The sequence below is a fragment of the Noviherbaspirillum sp. L7-7A genome (genome assembly GCF_019052805.1).
Classification (GTDB): Bacteria; Pseudomonadota; Gammaproteobacteria; order Burkholderiales; family Burkholderiaceae_D; genus Noviherbaspirillum_A.
This window is the reverse complement of record NZ_JAHQRJ010000003.1, coordinates 21353-47427: the sequence shown is the minus strand read 5'-3', so window position 1 is coordinate 47427 and position 26075 is coordinate 21353. Positions and strand designations below refer to the sequence as shown.

The 26075-nt window shown below is 65.0% G+C and carries 24 protein-coding genes; 12 read left to right on the top strand and 12 right to left on the bottom strand.

Annotation, left to right across the window (positions count from 1 at the left end):
* Nucleotides 1-257: 257 nt before the first annotated feature.
* The 3 genes from KTQ42_RS21730 to KTQ42_RS21720 are packed head-to-tail and all read right to left on the bottom strand — an operon-like array spanning nucleotide 258 to nucleotide 4893.
* Nucleotides 258-1598 (bottom strand): sigma-54 dependent transcriptional regulator, encoded by a 1341-nt coding sequence (locus tag KTQ42_RS21730; protein WP_217347713.1) that lies wholly within the window; start codon nucleotides 1596-1598, stop codon nucleotides 258-260.
* The gene (locus KTQ42_RS21725; RefSeq protein ID WP_249223052.1) at nucleotides 1595-3562 is read right to left on the bottom strand and encodes an ATP-binding protein; all 1968 of its coding nucleotides are present in this window, start codon (nucleotides 3560-3562) and stop codon (nucleotides 1595-1597) included. Before KTQ42_RS21725 ends, KTQ42_RS21730 begins: the two co-directional genes overlap by 4 nt.
* A 26-nt stretch (nucleotides 3563-3588) precedes the next feature.
* The gene (locus tag KTQ42_RS21720; RefSeq protein ID WP_217347712.1) at nucleotides 3589-4893 is read right to left on the bottom strand and encodes a dicarboxylate/amino acid:cation symporter; all 1305 of its coding nucleotides are present in this window, start codon (nucleotides 4891-4893) and stop codon (nucleotides 3589-3591) included.
* Between the two features lie 296 nt (nucleotides 4894-5189).
* On the opposite strand from KTQ42_RS21720, the gene KTQ42_RS21715 reads away from it, so the two are divergent.
* The gene (locus KTQ42_RS21715) at nucleotides 5190-5630 is read left to right on the top strand and encodes a cytochrome c (RefSeq protein ID WP_249223080.1); all 441 of its coding nucleotides are present in this window, start codon (nucleotides 5190-5192) and stop codon (nucleotides 5628-5630) included.
* 160 nt (nucleotides 5631-5790) lie between these two features.
* Nucleotides 5791-6228, top strand: coding sequence for a nuclear transport factor 2 family protein (locus tag KTQ42_RS21710; protein WP_217347710.1), 438 nt, complete (start codon nucleotides 5791-5793; stop codon nucleotides 6226-6228).
* Nucleotides 6229-6242: 14 nt separating this feature from the next.
* Here the strand turns inward: KTQ42_RS21710 and KTQ42_RS21705 are convergent, their stop codons facing one another.
* Entirely contained in the window at nucleotides 6243-7157 is a 915-nt protein-coding gene (locus tag KTQ42_RS21705) for a LysR family transcriptional regulator (RefSeq protein WP_217347709.1), read from the bottom strand.
* 97 nt (nucleotides 7158-7254) lie between these two features.
* Here KTQ42_RS21705 and KTQ42_RS21700 point away from each other — a divergent pair, with 97 nt between their 5' ends.
* The 4 genes from KTQ42_RS21700 to KTQ42_RS21685 are packed head-to-tail and all read left to right on the top strand — an operon-like array spanning nucleotide 7255 to nucleotide 10360.
* Nucleotides 7255-8241, top strand: a complete 987-nt coding sequence (locus KTQ42_RS21700; protein WP_217347708.1) for a 2Fe-2S iron-sulfur cluster-binding protein — start codon at nucleotides 7255-7257, stop codon at nucleotides 8239-8241.
* A gap of 46 nt (nucleotides 8242-8287) precedes the next feature.
* Nucleotides 8288-9550, top strand: coding sequence for an aromatic ring-hydroxylating dioxygenase subunit alpha (locus KTQ42_RS21695; RefSeq protein WP_217347707.1), 1263 nt, complete (start codon nucleotides 8288-8290; stop codon nucleotides 9548-9550).
* Between the two features lie 2 nt (nucleotides 9551-9552).
* Nucleotides 9553-10038 carry an aromatic-ring-hydroxylating dioxygenase subunit beta gene (locus KTQ42_RS21690; protein WP_217347706.1) on the top strand — a complete coding sequence of 162 codons (486 nt, stop codon included), beginning with the start codon at nucleotides 9553-9555 and terminating at the stop codon, nucleotides 10036-10038.
* Between the two features lie 7 nt (nucleotides 10039-10045).
* The gene (locus KTQ42_RS21685; protein ID WP_217347705.1) at nucleotides 10046-10360 is read left to right on the top strand and encodes a non-heme iron oxygenase ferredoxin subunit; all 315 of its coding nucleotides are present in this window, start codon (nucleotides 10046-10048) and stop codon (nucleotides 10358-10360) included.
* Between the two features lie 46 nt (nucleotides 10361-10406).
* On the opposite strand, the gene KTQ42_RS21680 is transcribed toward KTQ42_RS21685, so the two are convergent.
* Together KTQ42_RS21680 and KTQ42_RS21675 are read right to left on the bottom strand one after the other, a co-directional pair.
* Nucleotides 10407-11579, bottom strand: coding sequence for a DSD1 family PLP-dependent enzyme (locus KTQ42_RS21680; protein WP_249223051.1), 1173 nt, complete (start codon nucleotides 11577-11579; stop codon nucleotides 10407-10409).
* Nucleotides 11580-12028: 449 nt separating this feature from the next.
* Nucleotides 12029-12226 (bottom strand): hypothetical protein, encoded by a 198-nt coding sequence (locus KTQ42_RS21675; RefSeq protein ID WP_217347704.1) that lies wholly within the window; start codon nucleotides 12224-12226, stop codon nucleotides 12029-12031.
* A gap of 633 nt (nucleotides 12227-12859) precedes the next feature.
* Between KTQ42_RS21675 and KTQ42_RS21670 the strand changes: the two genes are divergently transcribed.
* Complete coding sequence (locus tag KTQ42_RS21670; RefSeq protein WP_217347703.1) at nucleotides 12860-13405, top strand: transposase; 546 nt, start codon at nucleotides 12860-12862, stop codon at nucleotides 13403-13405.
* A 222-nt stretch (nucleotides 13406-13627) separates the two neighbouring features.
* On the opposite strand, the gene KTQ42_RS21665 is transcribed toward KTQ42_RS21670, so the two are convergent.
* From KTQ42_RS21665 to KTQ42_RS21640, 6 genes are all read right to left on the bottom strand, one after another.
* Nucleotides 13628-14488 carry a PhzF family phenazine biosynthesis protein gene (locus KTQ42_RS21665; RefSeq protein WP_217347702.1) on the bottom strand — a complete coding sequence of 287 codons (861 nt, stop codon included), beginning with the start codon at nucleotides 14486-14488 and terminating at the stop codon, nucleotides 13628-13630.
* A 28-nt stretch (nucleotides 14489-14516) separates the two neighbouring features.
* Nucleotides 14517-16964 (bottom strand): EAL domain-containing protein, encoded by a 2448-nt coding sequence (locus tag KTQ42_RS21660; protein ID WP_217347701.1) that lies wholly within the window; start codon nucleotides 16962-16964, stop codon nucleotides 14517-14519.
* Between the two features lie 195 nt (nucleotides 16965-17159).
* Nucleotides 17160-18026 (bottom strand): carboxylating nicotinate-nucleotide diphosphorylase, encoded by an 867-nt coding sequence (gene nadC, locus KTQ42_RS21655; RefSeq protein WP_217347700.1) that lies wholly within the window; start codon nucleotides 18024-18026, stop codon nucleotides 17160-17162.
* Nucleotides 18023-19159, bottom strand: coding sequence for a quinolinate synthase NadA (nadA, locus tag KTQ42_RS21650; RefSeq protein WP_217347699.1), 1137 nt, complete (start codon nucleotides 19157-19159; stop codon nucleotides 18023-18025). The genes nadC and nadA overlap by 4 nt, the downstream gene beginning before the upstream one ends.
* 37 nt (nucleotides 19160-19196) lie before the next feature.
* Complete coding sequence (nadB, locus tag KTQ42_RS21645) at nucleotides 19197-20786, bottom strand: L-aspartate oxidase (RefSeq protein WP_217347698.1); 1590 nt, start codon at nucleotides 20784-20786, stop codon at nucleotides 19197-19199.
* Between the two features lie 19 nt (nucleotides 20787-20805).
* Entirely contained in the window at nucleotides 20806-21018 is a 213-nt protein-coding gene (locus KTQ42_RS21640) for a hypothetical protein (RefSeq protein ID WP_217347697.1), read from the bottom strand.
* A gap of 84 nt (nucleotides 21019-21102) precedes the next feature.
* On the opposite strand from KTQ42_RS21640, the gene KTQ42_RS21635 reads away from it, so the two are divergent.
* The 5 genes from KTQ42_RS21635 to KTQ42_RS21615 all read left to right on the top strand — a co-directional run bounded on the left by KTQ42_RS21635 (nucleotide 21103) and on the right by KTQ42_RS21615 (nucleotide 26032).
* Nucleotides 21103-21690: a YSC84-related protein gene (locus KTQ42_RS21635; protein WP_217347696.1), complete on the top strand. Its 588-nt coding sequence runs from the start codon at nucleotides 21103-21105 to the stop codon at nucleotides 21688-21690.
* A gap of 351 nt (nucleotides 21691-22041) precedes the next feature.
* On the top strand, nucleotides 22042-23094 hold the full coding sequence (locus KTQ42_RS21630; RefSeq protein ID WP_217347695.1) for an ABC transporter substrate-binding protein: 1053 nt from the start codon (nucleotides 22042-22044) through the stop codon (nucleotides 23092-23094).
* The gene (locus KTQ42_RS21625) at nucleotides 23091-23951 is read left to right on the top strand and encodes an ABC transporter permease (protein ID WP_217347694.1); all 861 of its coding nucleotides are present in this window, start codon (nucleotides 23091-23093) and stop codon (nucleotides 23949-23951) included. The genes KTQ42_RS21630 and KTQ42_RS21625 overlap by 4 nt, the downstream gene beginning before the upstream one ends.
* Entirely contained in the window at nucleotides 23948-24664 is a 717-nt protein-coding gene (locus tag KTQ42_RS21620; protein WP_217347693.1) for an ABC transporter ATP-binding protein, read from the top strand. The genes KTQ42_RS21625 and KTQ42_RS21620 overlap by 4 nt, the downstream gene beginning before the upstream one ends.
* A 36-nt stretch (nucleotides 24665-24700) precedes the next feature.
* Nucleotides 24701-26032 carry an LLM class flavin-dependent oxidoreductase gene (locus KTQ42_RS21615; RefSeq protein ID WP_217347692.1) on the top strand — a complete coding sequence of 444 codons (1332 nt, stop codon included), beginning with the start codon at nucleotides 24701-24703 and terminating at the stop codon, nucleotides 26030-26032.
* The last annotated feature ends 43 nt before the right edge of the window (nucleotides 26033-26075 follow it).

The following is a 26075-nucleotide window of genomic DNA, read 5'->3' as shown; positions in this document are numbered from 1 at the left end:
AAGCCACAACAGGGAGCTTATGGCCTTTTAGAGGTGCAACATGATGCATAACGACAAGCCTGAGGACCTTCTTTTTTCTTTTTCAATTTTTCGGGAAGTTGGGCGAGCCCGTATGGACGCTTGTTGCAGGTGCATAAATCGTTCGAATGACTCGGTGCCTTGCATGCGGTGATGGGAAGTATTAGACAGCTTTTATTAGATTGGACAAACTTTATTAACTAGGACGAACATTATTTTTGCGCGACCAGTCCATGGACTTACGTCTGCTCCCCCAGCCGGTACTTCCTGATCTTGTCATGCAGGGTGGTCTTGGCCAGGCCCAGGGCTTCTGCTGCCCGTGCTAGGCTGTTGGCGTTACGAGCCAGGGCATCGACGATCAAAGCGCGCTCGTAGGCAGCCACCGCTTCCGGCAACGGCGTCGGGCCGGAGGCTTGGGCATGGTCGGCGAAGGGTGCAAAGCCTGCCGCAATGCCGAGCACGCAGCGCTCGGCCACGTTGCGCAGCTCGCGCACATTGCCTGGCCAGTCATAGGCCATCAGTCGGTTCATCTGCGCCGGCGCCAGTTCAGGCACCGGCCGCTGGTGGCGCGCGGCGCCTTGCAGCAGAAAGTGCTCGAACAACAGCGGAATGTCCTCGCGCCGCTCACGCAGCGGAGGCAGCGGTAGGGTAGCGACATTGAGTCGGTAATAGAGGTCGGCGCGGAACAGGCCCTGGTCGGACAGCTGCTTCAGATCGGCCTTGGTAGCAGCCACCACCCGGCAGTCCACCGCCACCGGCGTGTTGCTGCCCAGCCGCTCCAGCGAGCGTTCCTGCAGTACCCGCAGCAGCTTGATCTGCATTGCCATCGGCATCGATTCAATCTCGTCCAGAAACAGGGTGCCGCCGCTGGCATACTCGATCTTGCCGATGCGGCGCTTGCCGGCGCCGGTGTAGGCGCCGGCTTCATGGCCAAAGATCTCGCTCTCGAACAGGGTCTCGGGCAGGCCGCCGCAATTGAGGGCGACGAAGTTGCCGCTGCGGCGCGGGCCGGCATCGTGCAGGCTGCGCGCCACCAGTTCCTTGCCGGTGCCGGTCTCGCCCTCGATCAGGATGTCGGCAGCGCTGTTGCCCAGTTCGGCCACCAGTTGCCGCACTCGCACTATCGCGCTCGATCGACCGATCAGCAGGTTCTCCAGGCGGTCGCGGCCTTCGAGCCTGGCCTGCAGACGGCGCACTTCCAGCGTCAGGCGGCGCTTGTCGAGCGCGCGCCGCACTACCTCCACCAGGTAGTCCGGCGAAAACGGTTTCTCGATGAAGTCATGGGCGCCGTTCTTCATTGCCTGCACCGCCAGCGACACATCACCATGCCCAGTGATGAGCACCACCGGCAGATCGGCATCGACGGCGCGTACCTCGGCGAGCAGGGCCATGCCATCCATGCCGGGCAGGCGGATATCGCTGACGATCACACCAGCGAATTCGCGGGCGATGCGCCGGCACGCCAGCTCGGCGTTGTCGACCGCCATCACCGGAATGTCTTCCAGTTCCAGCGCCTGGGTGCATCCCAACCGAACGTCGGGATCGTCCTCGACGATCAGTACCTGCAGTTTGTCGGTCATGACGCGGGCCTTTGCGGTGCGGCGGGAAGGTCGACGGTAAACACCGCGCCGCCTTCGGGCAGGTTGTCGGCGGACAGCGCGCCGCCAAAGTCGGCGACGATACCGGCGGAAATCGCCAGTCCCAGGCCAAGGCCGCCTCCGGCTTCCTTGGTGGTAAAGAAGGGTTCGAACAGCCGGCCGCTGACTTCCTTGCTGATGCCGGGGCCACGGTCGCGCACCTGGATCAGGATGCGGCCGTCGCGCCGGCTGGCGGCAATCTCCACCACCGGCGCATGCTGGCCCTCCATTGCGTCGAGCGCATTGCCGGCCAGGTTCACCAGTACCTGCTCCAGCCGGTTCGCATCGCACCAGGCTTCCAGTTCCTCCGGCACCAAGTCGACGCGCACCACCGTGTCGGCCTGTTTCAGCCGCTGCTCTAGTAGGAACAGCGCATTCTCGATGGCGCGCCGCACCGGCACCGCCTGCGGCCTGCCGGATGACTTGCGGGCGAAGGACTTCAACTGCGATGTGAGCAGGCCCATGCGGTCGACCAACTGGTCGATGCGTTCGAGGTTGCTGCTGGCGGTCTCCTGGTTGCCACGTGCCAGGAATTTGCGGGCATTGCCGGACAAGGTACGCAGCGCGGCCAGCGGCTGGTTCAGTTCATGCGCGATGCCGGCCGAGAGCTGGCCGATCACGGCCAGCTTGCCGGCTTGCACCAGCTCGTCCTGCGCCGAGCGCAGCGTGCGCTCGGCCTGGGTACGCTCGGCCACTTCCTTTTGCAGCCGTTCATTGGCCGAAGACAGATCGGCGGTGCGCTCGATGACATTGCGCTCCAGCTCGTCATGCGCCCGCTGCAGCGCGGCCTGCGCCGCAACCTGGTCTTTCAGATGATGCCGGCGCTGGTTCAGCAGCAGCGCCAGGATAAACAGGAAGGCAGCAAAGGCACCGGCCAGCGCGGCCCGGTTGACGGCCATGGTGTGCACCTGTGCTTGCGGTGAATACACGGTGATGTTCCATGGCGTGCCGGGCAGGTTGCGGGTCTGGGCCAGGAAGTTGCCAGCCAGTGGAAACATCGGCGCTGATGTCGTCGTTGCCGGCAGGCGCACCAAGCGGGCACCATCTTCCAGCACGGCCAGCTCCTTCACGCCCAGCGGCGCCAGTGCCTGGCGGTTGTACTGCTGGGTGCGCTCGAAGGCTTCCATCGCAGCCTTGTCCAATGGCTTGATGGTGGTGAATTTCCAGTCCGGAACCGAGGACAGGATCACCACGCCGTTTTCATCCGACACCAGCGCCGGCGCCTCGACCGCGCCCCAGGACTGTTCCAGCTGGCGCAGTCCGACCTTAACCACCGCCACCCCGGCCACTTCCTGCCCGGTGGCGAGCGCGGAGGACAGGTAATAGCCGGGCTCGCCCTGGGTGGTACCGATGCCGAAGAAACGGCCGGCGCCGGTCTCCAGCGCCTGCCGGAAATAGGGCCTGAAAAACAGGTTTTCACCAATGAAGCTGTCGCGCTGGCGCCAGTTGCTGCTGGCAATCACCCGGCCTTCACGGTCGAGGATGTAGATCGAGAGGCTGCCGGCGCGGGCATTGAGCTGTTCTAGATAATGGTTCATCCGCGCCACGCGGTTGGCGTCGGGCGCGGTCAGCATGTCCAGTACGCTCTGGTCCAGACCCAGCAGCGCCGGGAAATAGCCATACTTGTCGATTTCCCGTTCCAGGCTGGCGGCATACAAGTCGAGCCGGTGGCGGCCGGTCGATTCCAGTTCGGCCATGCCGGCTGACAGACTGTAGCGGAAAGCGAGTTGCGACGCGGCCAGCGTCAGCGCGGCAAACAGCAGCAGCAGCGTGGTGACGCGGGACAGGGACAGGGCAGGGAGCATGACGTCGGCAGTCGTTCGGATTTCCGGATTATGCCGGTCCGCCGCTATTGCAGCGTCATCTCTTCCGGAAAAACCCTGCTGCACCATTCTGGGTTTGCGCATGTTGCTCCTTTGCCGGCCCCTGGCTGCTATGCCGGGGTGGTTTCCCGTTCTTCCTCGGGCAATGGCAGAACGTCTTCGGACTCGGCCAACTCGGGATCGATCCGGTCGATCGCGTTTTCCCACTTGGCCACGACGGTCGTGGCGATCGCATTGCCCAGCACATTGGTAACAGTACGGCCCATGTCAAGGAAGTGATCCACGCCCATCACCAGCAGCAGGCCGGCTTCCGGCAGGTTGAACATCGGCAGCACCGCGGCCACCACCACTAGCGAGGCGCGCGGCACGCCGGCGATGCCCTTGGACGACACCATCAGCACTAGCAGCATGGTGATCTGCTGGCCCAGCGTCAGCGGGATGTTGTAGGCCTGGGAAATGAACAGCGCGGCGAAGGCGGTGTACATCATCGAGCCGTCGAGGTTAAAGGAATAGCCCAGCGGCAGCACGAAGCTGGTTACTTTCTTTTGCACGCCGAATTTGTCCAGCTGTTCCATCAGCTTCGGATAGGCCGACTCGCTGGAGGCGGTGGAAAAGCCGATCAGCATCGGATTGCGGATCAGCTTCAGCAGGCGGAACACCTCGCGGCCCAGCACGCAATAGCCGGCGAAGATCAGCACCACCCACAGCACCGCCAGCGCGGCAAAGAAGCTGGCCATGTAGCGGCCATACACTAGCAGCACGCCCAGACCCTGGGTAGTGATGATGGCGGCCACGGCGGCGAATACGCCCACCGGCGCAAAGCGCATCACATAGTCGGTTACCTGCAGCATCACGTGGCCGATCTCCTGCGTGGTTTTCAGCAGGCTGCGGGCGGTGCTGTCATGCAGCTTGCCCAGCGCTACGCCGAAGAACAGCGCAAACACCAAGATCTGCAGAATTTCATTGTTGGCCATCGACTCCACGATGCTCTTGGGGAAGACGTGGGTCACGAACTGCTTCAGGTTCAATGCGTTGGTCTTGAGGTCGGTGGCCGTGCCGGCGTCCGGCAGCGGCACATTCACCGCATGGCCGGGCTGGAGCAGGTTGGACATCACCAGACCGATCATCAGGGAACAGAGCGAAGCCGTAATGAACCAGCCCAGCGCCTTGCCGCCAATGCGGCCCACGGCGCTTGCATCGCCCATACCGGCCAGGCCGCCGACCAGCGTGGCCAGCACCAGCGGCGCAATGATCATCTTGATCAGCCGAAGGAAGATGTCGGTGACCATCGTGAAATAACTGGCAATCTCCTTGGCTGCCGCCGCATCCGCGGCAAGCGAGTGGCAGAGATAGCCGACTGCAACGCCGGACACCATGGCAATGGCGATCCAGCTGGTAAGTTTGTTCCTTTTCATCGGAGGGTTCCTTTTGCTTCTGACTGATTGGGACGGATGGGCTGCGTCTGGGCCATCGAGGCCATACGCCAACCGCCCTTCCATGCAGCACGACGCGTGCCAGTCATGCATGCCAAAGTGGAAATGCAAGTAGCTGATTTAAAAGAAAAAAAAATGGGCTGGCGCAGCAGTGTCCGGATTCCCGGATAATGCCGGCTGAAGTCATTCGGAAATCCGGACGGTGCTGGACCGGACTGGCATTGCCGGCGGGGGAGGGGAAGTTGAACAAGGGGATTTTGATTGCAGCGGCGGCTGGGCTGGCCCTGGCGGCGGGCGCTTTATTTTTCACCGGCCGGCCCGGCGCCACTGCCTACATCGACCCGTCCGACGCGGCGCTGGTCGCGCGTGGCAAGCCTATCTACACCCAGCACTGCGCCGCCTGTCATGGCGTTAATCTGGAAGGGCAGCCGAACTGGCGCGAGCGCCAGCCCGACGGCCGCCTGCCGGCGCCGCCGCATGATGTGAGCGGCCATACCTGGCATCACCCCGACGCGGTGCTGGTGGATATCGTCAAGCATGGCCTAGTGCCGGGCAGGACTGCACCCGATGCGTACGTGAGCGACATGCCAGCCTATGAACGGGTGCTGTCGGATGCCGACGTGTTGGCCGTGCTGGCCTATATCAAGCACGGCTGGCCGGAGGAAGCCTTGCAGGCGCAGCAGGAAGTCACCCTGCAGCACAATCAGAGAAGCCCCTGAGTGGCTTGGCGGCGAAAGCCGCGAGCCGGGGCCTGCTCCTCAACCAGCGGCAAGTTTGACATCTCTCAGCCCCTGCGCCCCATGCCCGACTAATGTCTATCCACGTCGCGGCGAACCTGGCCGATTGCCCGATTTGTCGACGCGGCGCAAGGAGACGATGATGAGCACCGAAGCAAACCGGCAATTCGCCAGGCGTGGCTACGACCTGTTCATGAAGGGCGATATCGAAGGCGTGATCGGCCTGTGCGCCGACGACATTGCCTGGGCCAGCCCGAAGACGGAACCGATTTCCTTTTCAGGCAGCTTCCACGGCAAGGCGGAAGTCGCGCGGTTTTTTCACCTGATGTCCGAAACCATCGAATTCGAACGCTTTGAGCCGCAGTGCTTCATTGCCGATGGCGACAAGGTAGCCGTAAGCGGCATCTCGCGTGCCAGGGTGCTGGAAAACGGCGCCAAGTTCGATGATGCCTGGGTGCATATTTTCACGATGAAAAACGGGAAGATCGCCCGTTTCGAGCAGTACAACAATTCAGCGGCTTTCGTAGCCGCCATGTCCGCGCCGCTGCTGAGCAACGAAGACATGGCGGGCGCGGTCTGAAAACTGGCAGCCTCCTATGGCTGCGCCTGGTCCGAGAACAGGTCGAAGAGTACCTTGCGCAGCCAGATGCTTGCCGGGTCCTTGTGGAACCTGGCATGCCAGAAGAGATTAATGCCGATATCCGGCAGCGGCACCGGATGCGGCAGGTAGCGCAGATTGAACGGTGCCAGACAGGCCTGCGCATAACGCTCGGGAACGGTGGCCACCATGTCGGTGCTGGAAAGGATGTGGCCCAGTGCAACGAAGTGCGGCACGGTCAGCACCACCTTGCGGGCGATGCCGCGGCGCTGTACCGACTCGTCCACCGTGGCATGCCCGGTGCCCTCGGCCACCACGACCACGTGGCTGGCCGTGGCGAACTCGGCAACTGAAATCGCATTCCGGTCCAGCGCATGGCCTTGCCGGAACATGCAGACATAACGCTGCCGGAACAGGCCGCGCTGAAAAAAACCCGACTTCAGCTGTGGCAGCAGGCCCAGTGCAAGGTCGACATGCCCGGCCTGCAGCGCATCGGCCAGGTTGGTTTCCCGGTTGCGCACCGTGCTCACGGTGACGCCTGGCGCCAGTTGGGCCAGCCGGGTCATCAGGCGCGGCAGGAAGTAGATCTCGCCGATATCCGTCATCGCCACCGTGAATTTGCGGTTGCTGGCGGCCGGTTCGAAATCGGTCTTGCGGTTCAGGGCGTCATGCAGCGCCCCCAGCGCATAGGCCACCGGCTCGGACAGCTCGATTGCGTACGGCGTGGGTTCCATGCCGCGCGAGGTGCGCAGGAACAGTTCGTCATTCATCAGCCGGCGCAGCCGCGCCAGCGCATTGCTGACCGCCGGCTGGGTCAGCCCCAGTTGCGCGGCGACGGCCGAGACGCTCTTTTCCGTGAAAAGCTGGTGGAACACGATCAGCAGGTTCAGGTCGACATCTTTGAGTTGCATGGGTATTCATGAAATCAATACGGTGGATTCACCAGATTTTATTCTTTTATTTTGCTTGCTTACCTATAATCGCCCAACGTAAGCCAGAGGACCCGCCATGAAACTGCGCGTGCAGCCTGCCAACCGCTTCATCGAAGCCGCTCCCGGCGCCAATCTGCTGGCCACGCTGCGCGAGCATGGCATTGCGATGTCGTACAGCTGCACCGCTGGGCGCTGCGGCACCTGCCGCTGCAGGGTCAGCGCCGGCAGCGTGCAGGACACCGGACGCCAGGCCAAGATCACCCATCCCGGCGATGGCGAGTACGTGCTAGCCTGCACCAGCGTACTGACCGAAGACTGCACGATCGAGATACCTGAGTCGGATGAAATCGTCATCCATCCGGCCCGCATCCTGAAGGCGATCGTGCTGGCAATCGACGCGCTGTCCCATGACATCCTGCGGCTGCGCCTGAAACCCGCCAAGCCGCTGGCGTTCTCGCCCGGCCAGTACGCCAGCCTGCAGTTCACGCCGGCGCATGTGCGACCCTATTCGATGGCAGGCCTGGCGCAGGATGACGAACTCGAATTTCATGTGCGGCTGGTGCCGGGCGGACGGGTCACCCGGTATATCGCCAACGAACTCAGGCTCGGCGACGCGGTGCGTGTGAGCGGCCCGCTCGGCACCGCCTACCTGCGCGCGAAGCACGAGGGGCCGATGCTGTGCGTGGCAGGCGGCACGGGCCTGGCGCCGGTCTTGTCCATCGTGCGTGGCGCAATCGCTGCGGGCATGCGCAATCCGATCCATCTGTATTTCGGCGTGCGTACGCCGCAGGACGTGTATTACGCCGACCGGCTGGCTGAACTGGCACATGCACACGACAACCTGCATGTGCATATCGTGGTTGCCAACGGCAGCGGCGGCAGTGGATGGCGGCACGGCCTGCTGACCGAGGCGCTGGCGCAGGACTGGACCAGCCTGGCGGGCTTTCGCGCCTACCTGTGCGGCGCGCCGGCCATGGTGGAAGCGGCAGCGCTGCTGGTGAGAGCCCGCGGCGTGACACCGGACCAGCTGCATGCCGACGCGTTCTATCCGGCGATGGATTAGGCGCCATCGATCAGGCCCCATATCAAACAATCAACAAGGAGACAGCATGGGCGACATGCCGGCGGTATTTCCAACGAACCCCACCTGGGAAGGCGACGGCAGCAGCCGCATCCCGTTCTGGGCCTACACCGACGAGGCGCTGTACAAAAAGGAACTGGAGCGATTCTTTTACCAGGGCCACTGGTGCTATGTCGGCCTGGAAGCCGAAATCCCCAACCCGGGCGACTTCAAGCGCACCGTGGTCGGCGAGCGCTCGGTGATCATGGTGCGCGATGCAGACGGCGCCATCAATGTAGTGGAAAACGTTTGCGCCCATCGCGGCATGCAGTTCTGCCGCAAGCGCCACGGCAACCAGACCGAGTTCGTCTGCCCCTATCACCAGTGGAACTACAGCCTGAAGGGCGACCTGCAGGGCGTGCCGTTCCGGCGCGGCGTGAAGCAGGACGGCAAGGTGCAGGGCGGCATGCCCAAGGAATTCAACACCGGGGAGCATGGCCTGACCAAACTGAAGGTGGCCACCCGCGGCGGCGTGGTGTTCGCCTCCTTCGACCATGGCATCGAGTCGCTGGAAGACTTCCTGGGGCCGGACATCCTGCATTACTTCGACCGCCTGTTCAACGGCCGCAAGCTGACCCTGCTCGGCTACAATCGCCAGCGCATACCCGGCAACTGGAAGCTGATGCAGGAGAACATCAAGGACCCTTATCATCCCGGCCTGCTGCATACCTGGTTCATCACCTATGGCCTGTGGCGCGCCGATAACAAGTCGCAGCTGGTGATGGACGCGCAGTTCCGCCATGCGGCGATGATCTCGACCCGTGGCAATAGGGGCGCGAAGTCCGAGGTCACGGCCGGCGTCACCAGCTTCAAGGAAAGCATGGAGATCCAGGATAAGCGCCTGCTCGACATCGTGCCCGAGCCGTGGTGGCAAGGCCCGACGGCGGTGATGATGACGCTGTTTCCCAGTGTGATCTTCCAGCAACAGGTCAACAGCGTATCGACCCGCCACATCCAGCCCAGCGGCACCGGCTCCTTCGACTTCGTCTGGACCCATTTCGGCTTTGAGGACGATACCCCGGAAATGACCGAGCGCCGGCTGATCCAAGCCAACCTGTTCGGCCCCGCCGGCTTCGTGTCGGCCGACGACGGCGAGGTAATCGAGTTCTCGCAGAGCGGCTTCGAGCAGAAGCCCTTTCACCGGGCGCTGGCGGAACTGGGTGGCTATGACTGCAGCAACACCGACCACATGGTGACCGAGACGCTGATCCGTGGCATGTACCACTACTGGCGCAAGGTGATGGAGGTCTGACGATGGAAAACCCGACGATCACGATGCAGGCCTGGCTGGCCCTAGTCCAGCTCCATGCTGATTATGCCGCTGCCGTGGACCGCGAGGACTGGGACGCCTGGGTGGACTTCTTTACCGAGGATTGCGTCTACAAGGTGCAGCCGCGTGAAAACCATGAGCGGGGCTTTCCGCTGGCCACGCTGTCGCTCCTGAGCCGCAACATGCTCAGGGACCGCGCCTACGGCATCAAGGAGACCCTGTTCCACGATCCGTATTACCAGCGGCATGTGGTGGGCCTGCCGCGCATCCTGAAGGCCGATGGCGAGGTCATCGAGGCCGAGACCAACTATTCAGTGTTTCGCACCAAGCTCGGGCAGGAAACCACGGTATTCAATGTCGGCCGCTACATCGACCGCATACGGGTCACGCCGGCTGGCCTGAAATTCGCATCGCGGCTATGCATTTTCGATACCGAGATGATTCCCAATTCACTGATTTATCCGATCTGAGGTCGCCATGGCAGAAAACTGGATTGATGTAAGCGCAGAAGACGAGGTGCCGCAGGAAGATGTGATCGGTGTGGAGGCGCAGGGCCAGGACATTGCGCTCTACAGCGTGGAAGGCCAGGTGTATGCCAGCGACGGCATCTGCACCCATGGCCATGCCCGCCTGTGCGACGGCTTCCTCGACGGCTTCGAGATCGAGTGCCCGCTACACCAGGGCAAGTTCGACATCCGCAACGGCCACGCCATGTGCGCGCCTGTGACGGAAGACATCAAGGTCTACCCGGTGAAGATCGAGGATGGCCGGGTGTTCGTCGATATCGGCTAAGCGGGCCAAGGGGCCGCCGCGCTTGGCGGCTCAGCGGCTCAGCAACTTAGCGGCTCAGGCCGCGCGCCGCCACCGGCCACACGCATTCGACCTGGCCATTGCGTATGCCCACCAGTTCGTCGTACAGGTTCAGGGTCGGATCGCAGTGGCCCGGTATCAGCAGCAACTGCTCGCCCAGGCCAGGCCGGGCGGTGCCTTCGCCGCATTCGACAATGCCGTGCTCGTCGTTGGCAGCGACATAGCGCAGTGCGCCGCCGTCGGGCTGTTTGATCAGCGGCAGGCCTGAGTCCACCGCCATCGATTTCAGGCCGGCGTCCAGCACCACCCGCGTCGGCGGCGCCACGCTCATCACCGCGGAGGCGATGAACAGGCTGTGGCCAAAGCCGGTGGCCGGGTTCCATTCATTGCGGCCATAGTCGCCATCCATGAACACATAGGAGCCGGGCTGGATCTCGGTATAGACACCGCTGGCAAGATCAAACTCGACGCTGCCGGTGCCGCCGCCCGTCACCACCTCGCATGCCATGCCAGCCGCCTGCAGCCGCGCCACCACCGCGCCGGCCTTGGCCGCAGCCTGGGCAGCGGCCTCGCGCCGCTCGACCCTGCTGCGCCGATGCTGCGCGCCGCCATGGTAAGCCTGCAGGCCGCCGAAACGCAGGCCGGGGTGCAGGGCAATCTCTTCAACCAGGCGCAGCGCCGCGTCGGCATCGGTCACGCCGCAGCGGCCCTGGCCGACATCAATTTCAACGAACACGGTGACCATCACTTGCGCCTCGGCGCAGGCCTGCGCCAGCGCCGCGACCTGCCGCGCATCGTCGACGCAGACGCTGATGCGCGCATGCCGCGCTAGCGCCGCCAGAATGCGGGCCTTGGCCGGGCCGGCAAGCTCATTGCTGATATGGATGTCGGCAATGCCGGCGCGCACGAAGGGCAGGGCCTCGCTGGCCTTCTGGCAGCAGATGCCTACCGCGCCCCGCGCCATCTGGGCCAGCGCGATGTCAGGGCATTTGTGGGCCTTGGCATGCGGCCGAAGGCGGATGCCGGCACGGTCGGCCAACGCCTGCATGCGATCGACGTTGCGCTCGAAGACACCGAGGTCGAGGATCAGCGAAGGTGTGTCAACCTCGGCCAGTGACTGGCCGGGCCGGGCGGCGGGTGGAAGATCGAGGTCGATGCCGGCGTGCGTGGGAAGCGTCATGGAAGGTAAGCGGGAAGCCATGGGACTAGCCATTCTATGCGCGCGAGGCCAGCTTGTCGCGGTATGTCTTCAAAACCATAAACGCCGCGGGTGTCAGCACTACCGTCGTCTTATGTCAGGGACAGCAAGCGGTTGGGACATGGGCAATGCCGTCACGCTCGCCGAGGCGGCCCGGGGGAGCGGCTGTGGGAGGCAACCGTCGTGCTGCATTGCCCATGCTGAAGATAACGGCTGCCCGCTGGCGACAGAGCCTCACATTGAAGGGCTGCGGCAGCGGCCTGCTGTGCCGACGGAAGTGCTCATCCGCATGGCCGCGGGTACAGTCGGCTCCAGCGTGCCTGGGTATGTCGCTTCGATACCTATTGTTTGAATCTCCCCGGCACGGCGCAGTTGTTACTCAGAACCCGTACTGCTGACGCGGGTCGTGCGGCTGGCTGGCCGGTGTCAACACGTTGACGCACCCGTCATTCCTACGGCTCTTGCCGGCTGCGCTTGTCCAGGCTGGTACGCGCCGGGCCGGGTGCTCGCATGCGGCTGCGCTCCCGTTCCCGCGCAGGCTGCGGCGGCGCGGCGCGCGGCAGATCTGCTTGCGCCGCCGGCTCCCTGTCCAGCCATTGCCCTAGCACTTCCCGCATCACCGCGCCAGCCAGATTGGGCGTCCCGCGCAACGACTCCCGGTACTGCCGCGCGGTGTCGCCATCGAACTGTCCGCGCGCCAGCAGCCCATGGTCGCCCTTGAATACGGCACCACCGCTAGCACCCTGTGCTGGCCATACAGCCGTTCAAGCTGCGTCAGACGGTGGGACGGATCTGGTGCCGCCATTGTGGGCTGGGGCCGATCACGATCGGCGACGTGCCACCCGAGGAGTCGCTGGGCCTTTCGCACTGCGCACAGCGCTGGCGCTGGGCCTGGGGCTGACGCGCATCAGCCAGGGGGCGGCTGAGACTGCGATCCGGCTTGTGCTGGAAGAGGAGGGCGATAACAACCAGCGCGCCGCCGTGCGGCTGGGGGGTGAGCGACCGGGCGCTGCAGATTCGGAAGAAAAGCCGGCAGGAGGCAGCGGTGCGGCAGCATTGAAAAGTGCCGCTGATCCCAACAAGACGGCCGCGCTCAAAACCTTTCTTCGTTCCCTGCCAGCCCAGTGCTGCATCGCCATGGAGGCCACCGGCCCTTACCACCAGGCGCTGGCCAACCCGGCCCACCAGCAGCGCCTGCGCGTGTATGTGCTCAACCCAGGGACCTGTATCACTACGCCAAGGGCGTGGGTCTGCGCGCCAAGACCGAGCGCGTCGATGCCGCCATGATCGCCCGCTTCCTGGCTAACGAAGGACTACGGCTGCGTGCCTACCAGCCTCCCACGCCAGAGCAGCGTCAGATCGACCAGCTGCTGCGCCGGCGCAGCAAGATCGTCACGCTCAAGACCGCCTTGCAACTTACCTGCAGCGACGCGCCTTGCCTGCGCACCGAAACGGCCAGGCTGCTCAAGAGCTTTGCCGCCCTGCTCAAGCAGATCGACCAGCAACTGGCCACCTTGCAGCAGGCCATGCCCGAGCGGGCCCAACAACTTGAGCGCCTGCAGTCGATCCCGGGCGTGGGACCGCTAACCGCATGCTGGCTGGCCAATCTGCTGGACCGGGTGCCGTTCGCCAATAGCGATGCCTTGGTGGCCTTTACGGGCATGGATCCGCAACCATGTGATTCCCAGACCTATGAGCACTGCCGGGAACGGGGCTGGACGATGACGGAAGCGATCGTGATTTTTGCCCGCAAGATGCTGCGCATTGCCCTGGCCATGCACAAGACGCAGAAGTGCTTCGATGCGCAATTTGTTGGAAAAACAGCTTGACGCAGAACAAAGAATTTCAAACAGACGCCGCACCTTTTCCCGCTCCGGGCACCGCTAACACGGCGCGCTCAACGGGACTTTACGGCAACGGCAAAGACAACTTCAAAGACAACGTCAAAGATAGCTCCAAAAACTACGACCACTGCAATGGCCAAAGCAACCGCAACGGCATCGCCAACCTAAATCCCAATCAACACTTGCCCCGCCAATCCGGCCAGCCTGCTAAAGATTCACCACGCCGCGGCCAATCTCAAGCACCCGGCCGCCGACCCGGATCGCGCCGTCGGCCCCCACTTCCAGATGCAGCCGGTTTGGCCGGCCGACGGCATCCCCCTGGCTGACCTGGAAGCGCGCCGGCAGCGCCCTGCCAGTGGCACACAGCCAGCCGCCCAGGTTGGCACAGGCCGAGCCGGTGCCGGGGTCTTCGGCTACGCCGCCGCCCTGCTTGGTGAAGAAGTAGCGCGCTTCCACCTGGCCTGCATGCTGCGGGTCGAAGGCAAACACATAAGCGGTCTTTCGGCCCAGGCTGCTGACTGGCCAGTCGGCGATGCGGGCGCCGTCGGGGCAGGCGCGACGTACCGCTTCCGGGGTGCGCAGCGGCACCAGTAGCTGGTCGGCGCCGATGTCGACCCACAGCGGCGACGACAGCAGGTCTTCTTCCCGCAGGCCCAGCAGCGCTGCCACTTCGGCGTCGGCCATGCCGGCATCGGCAGTGCGCGGGGCGCCGCGATGCGGCGCGGTGAAAGTCCAGGCGTCGCCCTGTGCGGTCACCGGCACGATGCCGGCCTGGAATTCCAGCGTCAGCGCGTCGCCAGTGGCCAGCAGGTCGCGCACCACGTGAGCGGTGCCCAGCGTGGGATGCCCGGCGAAGCGCATCTCATAGCCGGTGGTGAACACCCTGACCCGGGCGCTGGCCTGCTGTGACGGCAGGATAAAAGTGGTTTCCGACAGGTTGAACTGCAGCGCCAGCGCCTGCATGGTGGCGTCGTCCATGCCGTCGGCATGCTCGAACACGCACAGCGGATTGCCGCCGAAGGTGGTGTCAGCAAAGACGTTCAGCAGGCGGAAAGGGTAACTGGCCATGATGCGAAGAAGGAAAATGAACGGACGCTCATTCTATCCCGGCTATCCTCGCGCCCTCGTCCTGCCAGCGGCGCATCGACAGCGGCTGGCCTTCGCGCAAGAAGGCCGCCAGCCTGTCGGCGCGCAGGGCCATGCTGACGTAATAGCCTTGGATGTCGTCGCAGCCCGCCTCGGCCAGGAAGTGCGCCTGCGCTTCGGTCTCCACGCCTTCGGCAATCACGGACAGGCGCAGGCTGCGGCCCAGCGCGATGATGGCGCGCACGATGGCGCCGGCGCCGGCATGGCCGAACAGGTCGCGCACGAAGGACTGGTCGATCTTCAGGTCGCTCAGCGGGAAGCGCTTCAGATAGGCCAGGCTGGAATAGCCGGTTCCGAAATCGTCGATGGCGATATGCACGCCCAGACGGGTGATCTCGTCCATGATCGAGACGCTGCTGTCGATATCGCGCATTAGCGTGCTTTCGGTGATTTCCAGCTTCAGGCAGCCCGGCTCCAGCTGGTTCGCAGCCAGTGCCGCCGATACCGTGTCGATCAGCCTGCCGTCCTCGAACTGCTGGGCGGCGACGTTGACTGACATGACCAGCGGCGGCAGACCCTGCTCGCGCCAGGCCCGGGCCTGGGCACAGGCCTCCTTCAGCGCCCAGTCGCCAATGGCGGCAATCAGGCCGCTGCCCTCCGCCACCGGAATGAATTTGTCCGGCGAGATCATGCCGCGCTGCGGATGGCGCCAGCGGATCAGCGCCTCCACGCCCTCCACCACGCCGCTGGCCAGCGCCACCTGCGGCTGGTAGTGCAGCTCGAACTGGCGCGCTTCCAATGCATGGCGCAACTCGCGTTCCATTTCATGCTTTTCGAGCGCGGCCGCATTCGTTTCGGTCTGGTAGAACTCGATGCGGTTGCCGCCGCCGGCCTTGGCCTGCTGCATCGCGAAGATCGCATGGCCGAGAAGGGCGTCGGCGTCGCGTCCGTCCCTGGGGAAGAAGGCGATGCCGATGCTGGCGCTGATGAAGAGCTCGGTGCCGTCACTGTGGAAGGGCTGGGCCAGGCTTTCCCTGGCGCGCGCGGCCAGCAGCTCGGTCTGCGCCAGCTTGGACTCGCGGTGTTCCAGCACGATCACGAATTCATCCTTGCCCAGGTGCGCCAGCACCGCGCCGGGACCGATGCAGCTCTGCAGCCGCTCGGCCACGCAGAGCAGCACGGCATCGCCGGCGGCATAGCCCAGGGTGTCGTTGATGGTCTTGAAGCGGTCCAGGTCCAGTGCCAGCACCGCGACCTGCGGCGCCTCGCCATCGCCGCCGGCCATCATCTGTCCCAGCAGCGCCTTGACCAGCGCCCGGTTGGGCAGCCGCGTTAGGCTGTTATGGGTGGCCTGGTGTTCCAGCTCGGCTTCCCGCTGCTGCAGGTTGGCGATCAGGCGGGCCAGGGTGCGCGACAGCACCTGCACTTCATGGTAGCCGTGCTGCAGCGCCATGCCGGTGCTGGCCTCGCCGCGGTCCAGCCGTTCGGCCTCGCGGGTGATCGCATTGAGCGGGCGCGAGATGCGGCTGGCCAGCAACCAGCCCAGCAACGCAAACAACGCGGCGATGATCACGCCCGATAGCAGCACCTGCCGCTGCAGCGCGGCCACCGGCGCGAAGGCGGCATCGATCTGCTGACGCTCGATGATGATCCAGCCCAGGCCAGGATAGTTCTGGTAGCCCCTGCTGCGAGAATAGCCGGTCAGCCAGGCCTTGCCATCCGGCCAGGTCTCGGTCAGGTAGCCGGACTGGCCCTGCTGCGCGCGCCGTACGCTGTGCAGGCTCAGCTTTTTGTCCTGCAACGCGGCCGGGCCGAACAGCACGGTGCCGTCGGCGGCCACGATCAGCGCTTCATACGATGCGGCCGACGCCATTGAACGGGTCAGGCCCATGATCCAGCGCCAGTCGATATGCGCGCCCAGCACGCCGGCGAAGCGCCCGCCCGTGCTCACCGGCATGGCGACATCGAGAAAGCGCAGCGGCTCGCCACCGTCGGCCTGCAGCTTCTTTTCCAGCAGCAGGGCGCGATGCAGGTCGCCCACGAAGGCGGCTTTGGAGGCTTCGCCGAACCAGGGACGTTTGGTCACATCCTGGCCTTCCAGCAGCGCGCCGGTGGCGGCCACTACCGTACCCGCCGGGTTGGCATAGCCAATCCAGGCATAGCCTTCGCGGGCACGCAGCAGGTCGTTGAGGTGGGCACGGATCGCCGTCGGACGGTCCAGCAGAGCGGTGTCGGTCAGGCTGCCGGCATACAGGGAAATGTCCTGGTAGCGCTCGTACATCGCGCGATCCAGCGTGGCGGCCAGTTCCGCTGACGTTTGCGCCAGGCGCTCGCCGATGCCCTGCTTGAGGTCGGCGGTGGCGGCATTCTGGATCACGGCGCCCAGCACGGCAGTCAGCGCCACCGCAAGCGCGGTGGCGAAGAAGGCGAGCAGGGTGCGCAGACTGTATTGGGCCATCGATCCGATCCGTTGCAGAACACATGAGCGCATCAGCGCATGTGTTTCGCACATTACTAAATTTCGGGACACATTGTTTCTGCACAGACGGAATTTCCTCGCATCGATTGCTTGCAATCAATGCAATTCACCATGCCTCCATACGAGAAACCGACCGCCGGTAGATGGCCCAGCTACCAAGCGGCACCGAGCCCCCTATCCAATCACCCTGAGGGAGTAGTCGGTAGCCTGCACATCCTTGGTCAGCACGCCGATCGAGATCCGGTCCACGCCGGTTTCGGCGATGGCGCGCAGGGTTGCCATGCTGACGCCGCCAGAGGCTTCCAGCAGCGCCCGGCCGGCATTGATGGCCACCGCCTCGCGCATTTGCGCGGTGCTGAAGTTGTCCAGCAGGATAGAGGTGGCGCCGGCGTCGAGCGCCTCGTTGAATTCGTCCAGCGATTCGACCTCGATCTGCACTGGCGCGCCGCTGTTCAGCGCCTGCGCCGCCCGCAGCGCGGCCACCACGCCGCCGGCCGCACCGATATGGTTTTCCTTGATCAGAATGCCGTCATACAGCGCCAGGCGCTGGTTGTCGCCGCCGCCGACCCGTACCGCATATTTCTGCGCCAAGCGCAGGCCGGGCAGGGTCTTGCGGGTGTCGAGGATGCGGGCCGCGGTGCCTTCCACCGCCTGCACATGGCGCCGGGTGGCGCTGGCCACGCCGGACAGCAGTTGCAGGAAGTTCAGCGCGCTGCGCTCGGCGGTCAGCAGCGAGCGGGCCGGGCCGGTAATCATGCAGACTGTGGCATTGGCCTGCATCAGCTCGCCCTCCGCGTGCTGCCAGCGGATGCGGATGCGCGGATCGACCCGCGTCATCACGCCCGCGAACCAGGGCGCGCCGCACAGCACCGCTTGCTCGCGCACGATGACGCGGGCCTCCACTTCCTGGTCGGCCGGCACCAGCAGGCCGGTCAGGTCGCCGCTGCCGATATCTTCGGCCAGCGCGGCGGCGATATTGGCCTCGAACGCCGCCTGCAGCGCGGCGTCGAAGGGCACATGCGGATTAATCAGACCGTTCATGCCGGCCCCACGCCGGCAAACAGCGCCTGTTCCCGCGCCAGGTCCGGTCCGGGCCGCACATTGGCCTTCTTCGCGGCGGCAAAGGCCAGCATGCGGTCGATGCAGCGATAGGCCAGGAGGCCGGTCTCGGCATCCACCACGATTTCATTGTCACCCCGCTCCAGTACCCGCACCAGGTTGCGCAGGCCATTCATCGCCATCCATGGGCAATGGGCGCAGCTCTTGCAGGTGGCGCTGTTGCCGGCGGTGGGCGCCTCGATGAAGCGCTTGCCGGGCGCGGCCAGCCGCATCTTGTGCAGCAGGCCGTTGTCGGTGGCGACGATGAATTCCTCGGCATCCATGTCGCGCGCGGCGGCGATCATCTGGGAAGTGGAGCCCACCATGTCAGCCAGCGCCACCACCGCCGCCGGCGACTCCGGATGCACCAGCACCTTCGCCTGTGGATGCGCGGCCTTCAGCAGCTCCAATTCCACACCCTTAAATTCATCGTGCACCAGGCAGGAGCCTTGCCACATCAGCAGGTCGGCTCCGGTCTCGCGCTGGATGTAGCCGCCCAGGTGGCGGTCCGGCGCCCACAGGATCTTCTTGCCCTGCGCATGCAGGTGGGCCACGACGTCTAGTCCGATAGACGAAGTCACCATCCAGTCGGCGCGCGCCTTCACCGCCGCGCTGGTATTGGCATAGACCACCACGGTGCGGTCGGGATGGGCGTCGCAGAAGGCGGCGAAGTCGTCGGCCGGGCAGCCCAGGTCAAGCGAGCAGGTGGCGTCGAGGTCGGGCATCAGCACGGTCTTGTGCGGGCTCAGGATCTTCGACGTCTCGCCCATGAAGCGCACGCCGGCCACCACTAGGGTCTGCGCCGCATGGTCGCGGCCGAAGCGCGCCATCTCCAGCGAGTCCGACACGCAGCCGCCGGTTTCCTCGGCCAGGTCCTGCAGGTCGGCGTCGACATAGTAGTGCGCCACCAGCACCGCGCCGCGCTGTTTCAGGAGCGCCTTGGCGCGGTTCTTCAGCGCGGCGCGCTCCTCCTGCGTCGGGCTGTCGGGCACGCGGGCCCAGGCGGAGGCGGTCGAGCAGGCGCCACCCTGTGATGGGGCGTCGAATTCAACGGGTTTGATCACGGAAGTCTGCATGGCGGATCCGAAAGGTCAGTAGGTGTAAGGGCAAGGCTCATGCCGCCGGCGACAGCACGGTGGGCAGCGCCTTGGGCAGAGTGTCCGGATAATCGAGGCTGTAATGCAGGCCGCGGCTTTCATGACGCTGCAGCGCGCTATCGACGATCAGCGCGGCCACATCCACCAGGTTGCGCAACTCCAGCAGGTCGGGCGTGACGCGAAAGCTTGCGTAGTATTCGTCGATCTCGCTCTTCAGGAGCCGGATGCGTTCGCGCGCGCGGCGCAGCCGCTTGGTGGTGCGCACGATGCCGACGAAATTCCACATGAAGCGGCGCAGCTCATCCCAGTTCTGCGCGATCACCACTTCCTCGTCGGCGTCGGTGACCCGGGTCTCGTCCCATTGCGGCACCGGCGCCGGCTCGGCCGGCGGCTGGGCGGCAATGTCCTGCGCGGCCGCCCGGCCCAGCACTACGCATTCCAGCAGCGAATTGCTGGCCAGCCGGTTGGCGCCATGCAGGCCGGTGCAGGCCGTTTCGCCCACCGCGTACAGGCCGGGCAGATCGGTGCGCCCGGCGCCGTCGGTCACCACGCCGCCACAGGTGTAGTGCGCCGCCGGCACCACCGGGATCGGCTGCTTCGTGATGTCGATGCCGAATTCCAGGCAGCGCGCCAGGATGGTGGGGAAATGCTCCTTCAGGAATTCTGCCGGCTGGTGGCTGATATCGAGGTCCACATGATCGAGGCCGCGCTTTTTGATTTCATAGTCGATCGCGCGGGCCACGATGTCGCGCGGCGCCAGCTCGGCCCGCTCGTCATGTGCTGGCATGAAGCGCTGGCCGGCGGCCGCGCCGGCGCTAGCCGGCAGCTTGAGCAGGCCGCCTTCGCCGCGCAGCGCCTCGCTGATCAGGAAGGACTTGGCATACGGGTGGTACAGGCAGGTCGGGTGGAACTGGATGAATTCCATGTTGGCCACGCGGCAGCCGGCGCGCCAAGCCATCGCGATGCCGTCGCCGGTCGCACTGTCGGGATTGGTGGTATAGAGATAAACCTTGCCGGCGCCGCCGGTGGCCAGCACAGTGTGGCTGGCGGCGATCGCGATCACCCTGCCGCTGGCGGCGTCACGCGCATACAGGCCGGCGCAGCGCTGGCGGCCGCGGGCATCGGGCTGGCGGATCAGATCCACCGCGATATGCTGCTCCAGCAGGGTGATGTTGGGATGGCTGCGCACCTTCTGTTCCAGCGTGGCCTGCACCGCGTGGCCGGTGGCGTCGGCGGCATGGATGATGCGGCGCGCGCTGTGGCCGCCTTCGCGGGTCAGGTGGAAGCCGAGTTCGGCATCAGCATCGCGGGTGAAGGGCACGCCCTGTTCGATCAGCCAGAGTATCGCCTCGCGGCCATGTTCGACGATGTGGCGGGTCATGGCCTCGTCGCATAGGCCGGCGCCGGCATCGAGCGTATCGGCCAGGTGGCTGGCGGTGCTGTCGCCAGAGTCGAGCACCGCGGCGATGCCGCCCTGCGCCCAGTTGCTGGCGCCGTCGGGCAGGCCGCCCTTGCAAATGACGACGACCTTGCGGCCCTGCGCCAGACTGAGCGCAACGGAAAGGCCGGCCAGGCCGGCGCCGATGATGGCGACATCGAATTTCATGGTCAGCATGCCTCGCGGGTCAGGTTGCCATGCCCTTGCGGGCAAAAAGGACGCACATTGTAACGGTGTTGTCATTTATGACAAGCGCGGCGCGTTCCTGGATCCATATCACGCGCCGCGCCGGCTTATCAAGGCAGTAGCGGCGGATGGCTTGTGTTTGGGTTAAAAAAACGGATGCAATTGTTCCGGTGCAACGGTTCCTAATCGCTGGCTGTACGTTTTTCTGCGTCATGCGCCAGCGCATTAATGCGGCTCAATATACGGACGTGCGGCTGGCATTTGATATCACTATCCCCACCTGATCGAGGAGAACATCATGGAGCGACGCGCATTTCTTATTACCGTTACGGCCGGCGCGGCCAACATGCTGGCACTGAGCGGCTGCGGCGCAGTCTCGAGCGCCAGCGCCACCCCCGGCAAGGGAAACGCGCCACGTACCGACAAGATCGACGCCGGTGCCAACGACACCCTGACCAGGCTGTATGGCATGACGCCGGGCGCGCGCGAACTGGTTGCTAAGTCACGCGGCATGCTGATCTTCCCATCGGTGATTGCGGCAGGCTTTGGCGTGGGCGGCCAGTATGGCGAGGGCGTGCTGCGTTCGGGACGGTCGGTGCTGGGTTACTACAACCTGGCATCGGTATCGGTGGGGCTGCAGATCGGCGCGCAGTCCAAGGCCATTGTGTTCCTGTTCCTGACCCAGGAAAGTCTGGACCAGTTCCGCAACGCCAAGGGCTGGTCCGTCGGGGCCGATGCCTCGGTGGCAGTGCTGCGGGCTGGCGCCAATGGCCAGATCGACGTCAACGCAGTCACCGCGCCGGTGGCGGCCTTCGTGATGACCAATGCAGGGTTGATGGCCAACCTGACGCTGGAAGGCACCAAGATCACGCGCATGGACGTGTAGCGGCCTTTGCAGGGAGGGCCGCTATCGGCCCTTTCCTGTTTTCACCTTCTTTCCTTCCCCTTCACACATCAACCCGAACCTCTGTCGGCCACCCATCCTGAAGTGGCGGGCGCCATCAACGCTTGATCGCCGGACATCAGCTCTGGCATGCTTGCCCACATGTCCATGCGTTCTTGTGCTTACGCTGCGCGCATCTCCCACAATCAGGCCGCCATGCCCTTTTATTCATATTCCTGCTATCCATAACCGAAATGGTTCTTTGTCGCTGCTAGCGCTGCTTCCTATACTCGACCTCCATGATTACTGGATGAAAGGCGGTCGGCAATGGCATTAAGAACTCGTCGGACATGGATGGTCCGCAGCCTGCTCGGCGTGATGGCATGGTGCGCGATGCTGCCGGTTGCCAAGGCACAACCGGTACAACCGGCACAACCGGCACAACCAGCCTGGAATGCGGCATCACTGCCGCTGTCGGTGCCCGCGGGCAGCAAGCTGGTGGTCGGCGACCAAAACGAAAACCTGCAGACCGTCCTGATTGCTTCCGGCGTCAGGAGCCGGCTTGTTACCCAGGTGGCATTCGCCAACTTTCTCGGCGGGCCCGAGATCTTCGAGGCCTTCCGCGCCGGCGCCCTCGATGTCGCCTTGGTAGGCAGCACGCCGCCCATCCATGCGCATGCCGCCGGTGAACCGATTCCCATCGTGGCTGCCTTGCAGAGCGCGCGTCCAGCCTACGGACTGGCACTGCGGCCCGGCCTGGCGCTGAACTCGCTGCAGGATCTGAAAGGCAGGAAGATCGCATGGGCCGAAGGCACTGCCCGTCAGCCCTTCATCCTTGCCGCGCTCAAGCGCGCCGGCCTCAGGGTGGACGAGGTGAAGCTGGTTCCCTTGAAGGTGGGCGATTTTCCAGTAGCAATTAAGACCGGCCAGGTCGACGTGGCGCCGCTCAACGAGCCTCATCTGAGCCGTTACCTGAAGGCCTATGCGGCGGAAAAGGCGCAGACGCTGCCGGCGGCGGCGCATGAAGACTTGCCCGCTTCCACCCGCTATCTGTATGCCAGCAGGAGGGCGCTGGCCGATCCGGCCAAGGCAGCCGCGATCCGGGAACTGGTGGCGGGATGGGTGTCGGCGGTAGCCTGGAGCCAGGCCCATCCTGCGGACTGGGTCCGGGCCTATTACGTCAGGCGCCAGGGCCTGAAGGAAGCCGATGGCGCGGCCATCGTCGCCGCTGACGGTGAGCTGCGTTTTTCCCCGCTGCGCGATACGGTGCGCGGGCAGCAAGAACTGATCGACCTGCTCCATGGCGCCGGCCAGTTGCCGCGTCGCCTCGATGCGCAAGAGGAATTCGATCTCCGCTTCGATACGCTGTTCGTTGAGCGCAATGCTTCTGCGGGAGGATCGAGATGAACAACTACGTCGCATCCTTTCCACGTACGGAGGACACGCCCGAGTCCGCTGACACGCGCCGTGCTGCGCCATCTCGTCGCCAGCCGCGGCTTGCGCCGGCCCGGCTGGGGCTACTGGGGCTGTATGCCGGGCCGATTGCGCTGCTGGCGCTGTGGCAGGCGGCATCCACGTTGGGATGGCTGTCGCCGCGGCTGCTGGCTTCGCCGGCGACAGCGGTTGTTACTGGCTACGCAATGCTGCGCGACGGTGGCCTGGCCGGCGATCTCGCCGCTTCCGCGCTGCGTGCCTATTCCGGCCTGCTACTGGGCGTGTTCCTGGGCCTGTGCCTGGCGCTGGCCGCCGGCCTGACGCGCTGGGGCGAAGCCGCCTTCGACAGCCTGATACAGATCAAGCGCGCGGTGCCGACGCTGGCGCTGATACCGCTGGCCATCCTGTGGCTGGGCATCGGCGACGGCATGAAGGTGGCGCTGATTGCGCTCAGCGTGCTGGTGCCGATCTACATCAACACGCATGCGGCGCTGCGCGGCATCGACGTGCGCCATGTCGAACTGGCGCAAACGGTTGGCCTGTCGCGGGCCGAATTCATCCGCCGGGTGGCCTTGCCCGGCGCGCTGCCGGGCTTCTTCACCGGCCTGCGGCTGGCGGTCACCACCTGCTGGACCGCGTTGGTCGTGCTGGAACAGATCAACAGCACCGAGGGCATAGGCTATGTGATGAGCCGCGCACGCGACATGGGCCAGACCGACGTCATCGTGGTGGGCCTGGTGTTCTATGCGCTGCTCGGCCTGGCCTCGGATGCGCTGGTTCGGGCATGGGAGCGCAGGACGCTCGTCTACCGGAAGGCGATAGGCTCATGAACCCTAGCGATGATGCGGTCCGGGCGCGGCGCCTTACCCGGAAATTCGGCGAGCGCACGGTGCTCGATGACATCGACCTGACCATCGCCGCCGGCGAGTTCGTGGCGGTGCTCGGTAAAAGCGGTTCGGGCAAGAGCACGTTGCTGCGCGCATTGGCCATGCTGGACCAGGACGTCGACGGTGGCGGCACGCTGGCCGTGACGGACAACCGCTCGGTGCTGTTCCAGGACTCCCGCCTGCTGCCATGGGAAACCGTGCTGGCCAATGCGATGCTGGGGCTGCGCGGCGGCGATGCGCGGGAACGCGCCCTCAACGCGCTGGCCGATGTCGGCCTTGCCGGGCGCGCACAGGCATGGCCCAACACGCTCTCCGGCGGCGAGCAGCAACGGGTGGCGCTGGCAAGATCGCTGGCACGCGAGCCGGCGCTGCTGTTGGCGGACGAACCGTTCGGCGCGCTCGACGCGCTCACCAGGATCCGCATGCACGGGCTGCTGCGCAGGCTAGTGTCTATCCACCGGCCGGCGGTGATGCTGGTGACCCATGACGTCGACGAGGCGCTGCTGCTGGCAGACCGGGTGCTGGTAATCGAGGGCGGCCGCATCGCGCTGGACGTGCCGGTGTCCATTTCGCATCCGCGCCGGAAGACCGGCGCCGCATTCGACCGCCTGCGGGCGCAACTCCTGGCTGCCCTCGGCGTCGAGGTCGACGCCTGAGCCAACCGCCACCAACCTGAACCTGGGGAAAAACACATGACAAGGCAACTCCACCTGAACCTGTTCGTGATGGGCCGCGGCCATCATGAGGGCGCCTGGCGCCATCCGCGCGCGTCGACGCAGGCGCTGACCGACATCGACTATTACGAAAGCCTTGCCCGCAAGGCCGAGGCCGGCTGCTTCGACTCGATCTTCTTCGCCGATGCGCTTGCCATCGGCGGTCAGATGGAATTCGTCGCCAAGGGCGGACTGGAGCCGTTGACGCTGCTGGCCGCGCTGGCCCGCGCCACCACGCGCATTGGCCTCATTGCCACCGCCTCAACCACGTATTACGAACCGTTCAATCTGGCACGCCTGTTTTCATCGCTCGACCATATCAGCCGCGGCCGGGTCGGCTGGAACATCGTCACGTCTTGGGTGCAGGGCGCAGCGGAGAACTTCGGCTATGTGCAAATGCCCGATCATGCGGAGCGCTATGCGCGTGCCCGCGAATTCCTCGAGGTTGCGCTGAAGCTGTGGGACAGCTGGGCCGACGACGCCATCGTCGACGATGCCGCTGCAGGCCGTTACGTTCGGCCTGGCCGCATCAGGAGCATCGATCACCTCGGCCGGTATCACCAGGTCGCCGGCCCGCTCAACGTTCCGCGCTCGCCCCAGGGCCGGCCGGTGCTGGTGCAGGCCGGATCGTCACCCACCGGCAAGGCTTTCGCCGCGCAATACGCCGAAGCGATTTTCACCGCGCATCTGGAAAAGGAATCGGCGGCGCGCTTCTATCGCGACATCAAGCAGGGCGCGGAAGGCTATGGCCGCAATCCGCGCCGCGTGCTGGTGCTGCCGGGCATCAGCCCGGTGATCGGATCGACCGAGAGCGAGGCACGCCGCATCCAGGAAGAGCTCGACGATCTGACCGCGCCGCAGGCCGGGCTCGCCCACCTGTCCAATCGCTTCGGCGGCCATGATTTTTCCCGGCTCGACCTGGACCAGGCGCTGTCGCCGGACGATTTTCCCGATCCGGGCAAAGTGCAGGCCGCGCAGAGCCGGGCCGGCGTCATTACCGCGCTCGTGGCGCGCGAGAGGCCAACGTTGCGCCAGTTGCTACGCAAGCTGGCGGGCGCGCGCGGGCATCTAGCGGTGGCCGGCACGCCGGAGCAGGTCGCCGACCTAATACAGGACTGGTTCGACACCGGCGCGGCCGACGGCTTCAATGTGATGCCGCCGGTGCTGCCTGGCCTGCTCGACGATTTCGTCGAACAGGTGATTCCCCTGCTGCAGCGGCGCGGGCTGTTCCGCCGTGAGTATGCCGGATCGACGCTGCGCGAGCACTATGGGCTGGGGGTGCCGGGCAACGCGCTGTTTGCAGATGGCTGAAAATCTTTCGCGGGCTGCCGGCCGTGCATAAGCTTATGCGGCA

What these genes read in the sequence shown, in the direction of transcription:
- KTQ42_RS21730 (WP_217347713.1), bottom strand. Translation starts at nt 1,598, where the DNA reads ATGACCGACAAACTGCAGGTACTGATCGTCGAGGACGATCCCGACGTT.
- KTQ42_RS21725 (WP_249223052.1), bottom strand. Translation starts at nt 3,562, where the DNA reads ATGCGCAAACCCAGAATGGTGCAGCAGGGTTTTTCCGGAAGAGATGAC.
- KTQ42_RS21720 (WP_217347712.1), bottom strand. Translation starts at nt 4,893, where the DNA reads ATGAAAAGGAACAAACTTACCAGCTGGATCGCCATTGCCATGGTGTCC.
- KTQ42_RS21710 (WP_217347710.1), top strand. Translation starts at nt 5,791, where the DNA reads ATGAGCACCGAAGCAAACCGGCAATTCGCCAGGCGTGGCTACGACCTG.
- KTQ42_RS21705 (WP_217347709.1), bottom strand. Translation starts at nt 7,157, where the DNA reads ATGCAACTCAAAGATGTCGACCTGAACCTGCTGATCGTGTTCCACCAG.
- KTQ42_RS21700 (WP_217347708.1), top strand. Translation starts at nt 7,255, where the DNA reads ATGAAACTGCGCGTGCAGCCTGCCAACCGCTTCATCGAAGCCGCTCCC.
- KTQ42_RS21695 (WP_217347707.1), top strand. Translation starts at nt 8,288, where the DNA reads ATGGGCGACATGCCGGCGGTATTTCCAACGAACCCCACCTGGGAAGGC.
- KTQ42_RS21690 (WP_217347706.1), top strand. Translation starts at nt 9,553, where the DNA reads ATGGAAAACCCGACGATCACGATGCAGGCCTGGCTGGCCCTAGTCCAG.
- KTQ42_RS21685 (WP_217347705.1), top strand. Translation starts at nt 10,046, where the DNA reads ATGGCAGAAAACTGGATTGATGTAAGCGCAGAAGACGAGGTGCCGCAG.
- KTQ42_RS21680 (WP_249223051.1), bottom strand. Translation starts at nt 11,579, where the DNA reads ATGGCTTCCCGCTTACCTTCCATGACGCTTCCCACGCACGCCGGCATC.
- KTQ42_RS21670 (WP_217347703.1), top strand. Translation starts at nt 12,860, where the DNA reads ATGATCGCCCGCTTCCTGGCTAACGAAGGACTACGGCTGCGTGCCTAC.
- KTQ42_RS21665 (WP_217347702.1), bottom strand. Translation starts at nt 14,488, where the DNA reads ATGGCCAGTTACCCTTTCCGCCTGCTGAACGTCTTTGCTGACACCACC.
- KTQ42_RS21660 (WP_217347701.1), bottom strand. Translation starts at nt 16,964, where the DNA reads ATGGCCCAATACAGTCTGCGCACCCTGCTCGCCTTCTTCGCCACCGCG.
- nadC (WP_217347700.1), bottom strand. Translation starts at nt 18,026, where the DNA reads ATGAACGGTCTGATTAATCCGCATGTGCCCTTCGACGCCGCGCTGCAG.
- nadA (WP_217347699.1), bottom strand. Translation starts at nt 19,159, where the DNA reads ATGCAGACTTCCGTGATCAAACCCGTTGAATTCGACGCCCCATCACAG.
- nadB (WP_217347698.1), bottom strand. Translation starts at nt 20,786, where the DNA reads ATGAAATTCGATGTCGCCATCATCGGCGCCGGCCTGGCCGGCCTTTCC.
- KTQ42_RS21640 (WP_217347697.1), bottom strand. Translation starts at nt 21,018, where the DNA reads ATGACGCAGAAAAACGTACAGCCAGCGATTAGGAACCGTTGCACCGGA.
- KTQ42_RS21635 (WP_217347696.1), top strand. Translation starts at nt 21,103, where the DNA reads ATGGAGCGACGCGCATTTCTTATTACCGTTACGGCCGGCGCGGCCAAC.
- KTQ42_RS21630 (WP_217347695.1), top strand. Translation starts at nt 22,042, where the DNA reads ATGGTCCGCAGCCTGCTCGGCGTGATGGCATGGTGCGCGATGCTGCCG.
- KTQ42_RS21625 (WP_217347694.1), top strand. Translation starts at nt 23,091, where the DNA reads ATGAACAACTACGTCGCATCCTTTCCACGTACGGAGGACACGCCCGAG.
- KTQ42_RS21620 (WP_217347693.1), top strand. Translation starts at nt 23,948, where the DNA reads ATGAACCCTAGCGATGATGCGGTCCGGGCGCGGCGCCTTACCCGGAAA.
- KTQ42_RS21615 (WP_217347692.1), top strand. Translation starts at nt 24,701, where the DNA reads ATGACAAGGCAACTCCACCTGAACCTGTTCGTGATGGGCCGCGGCCAT.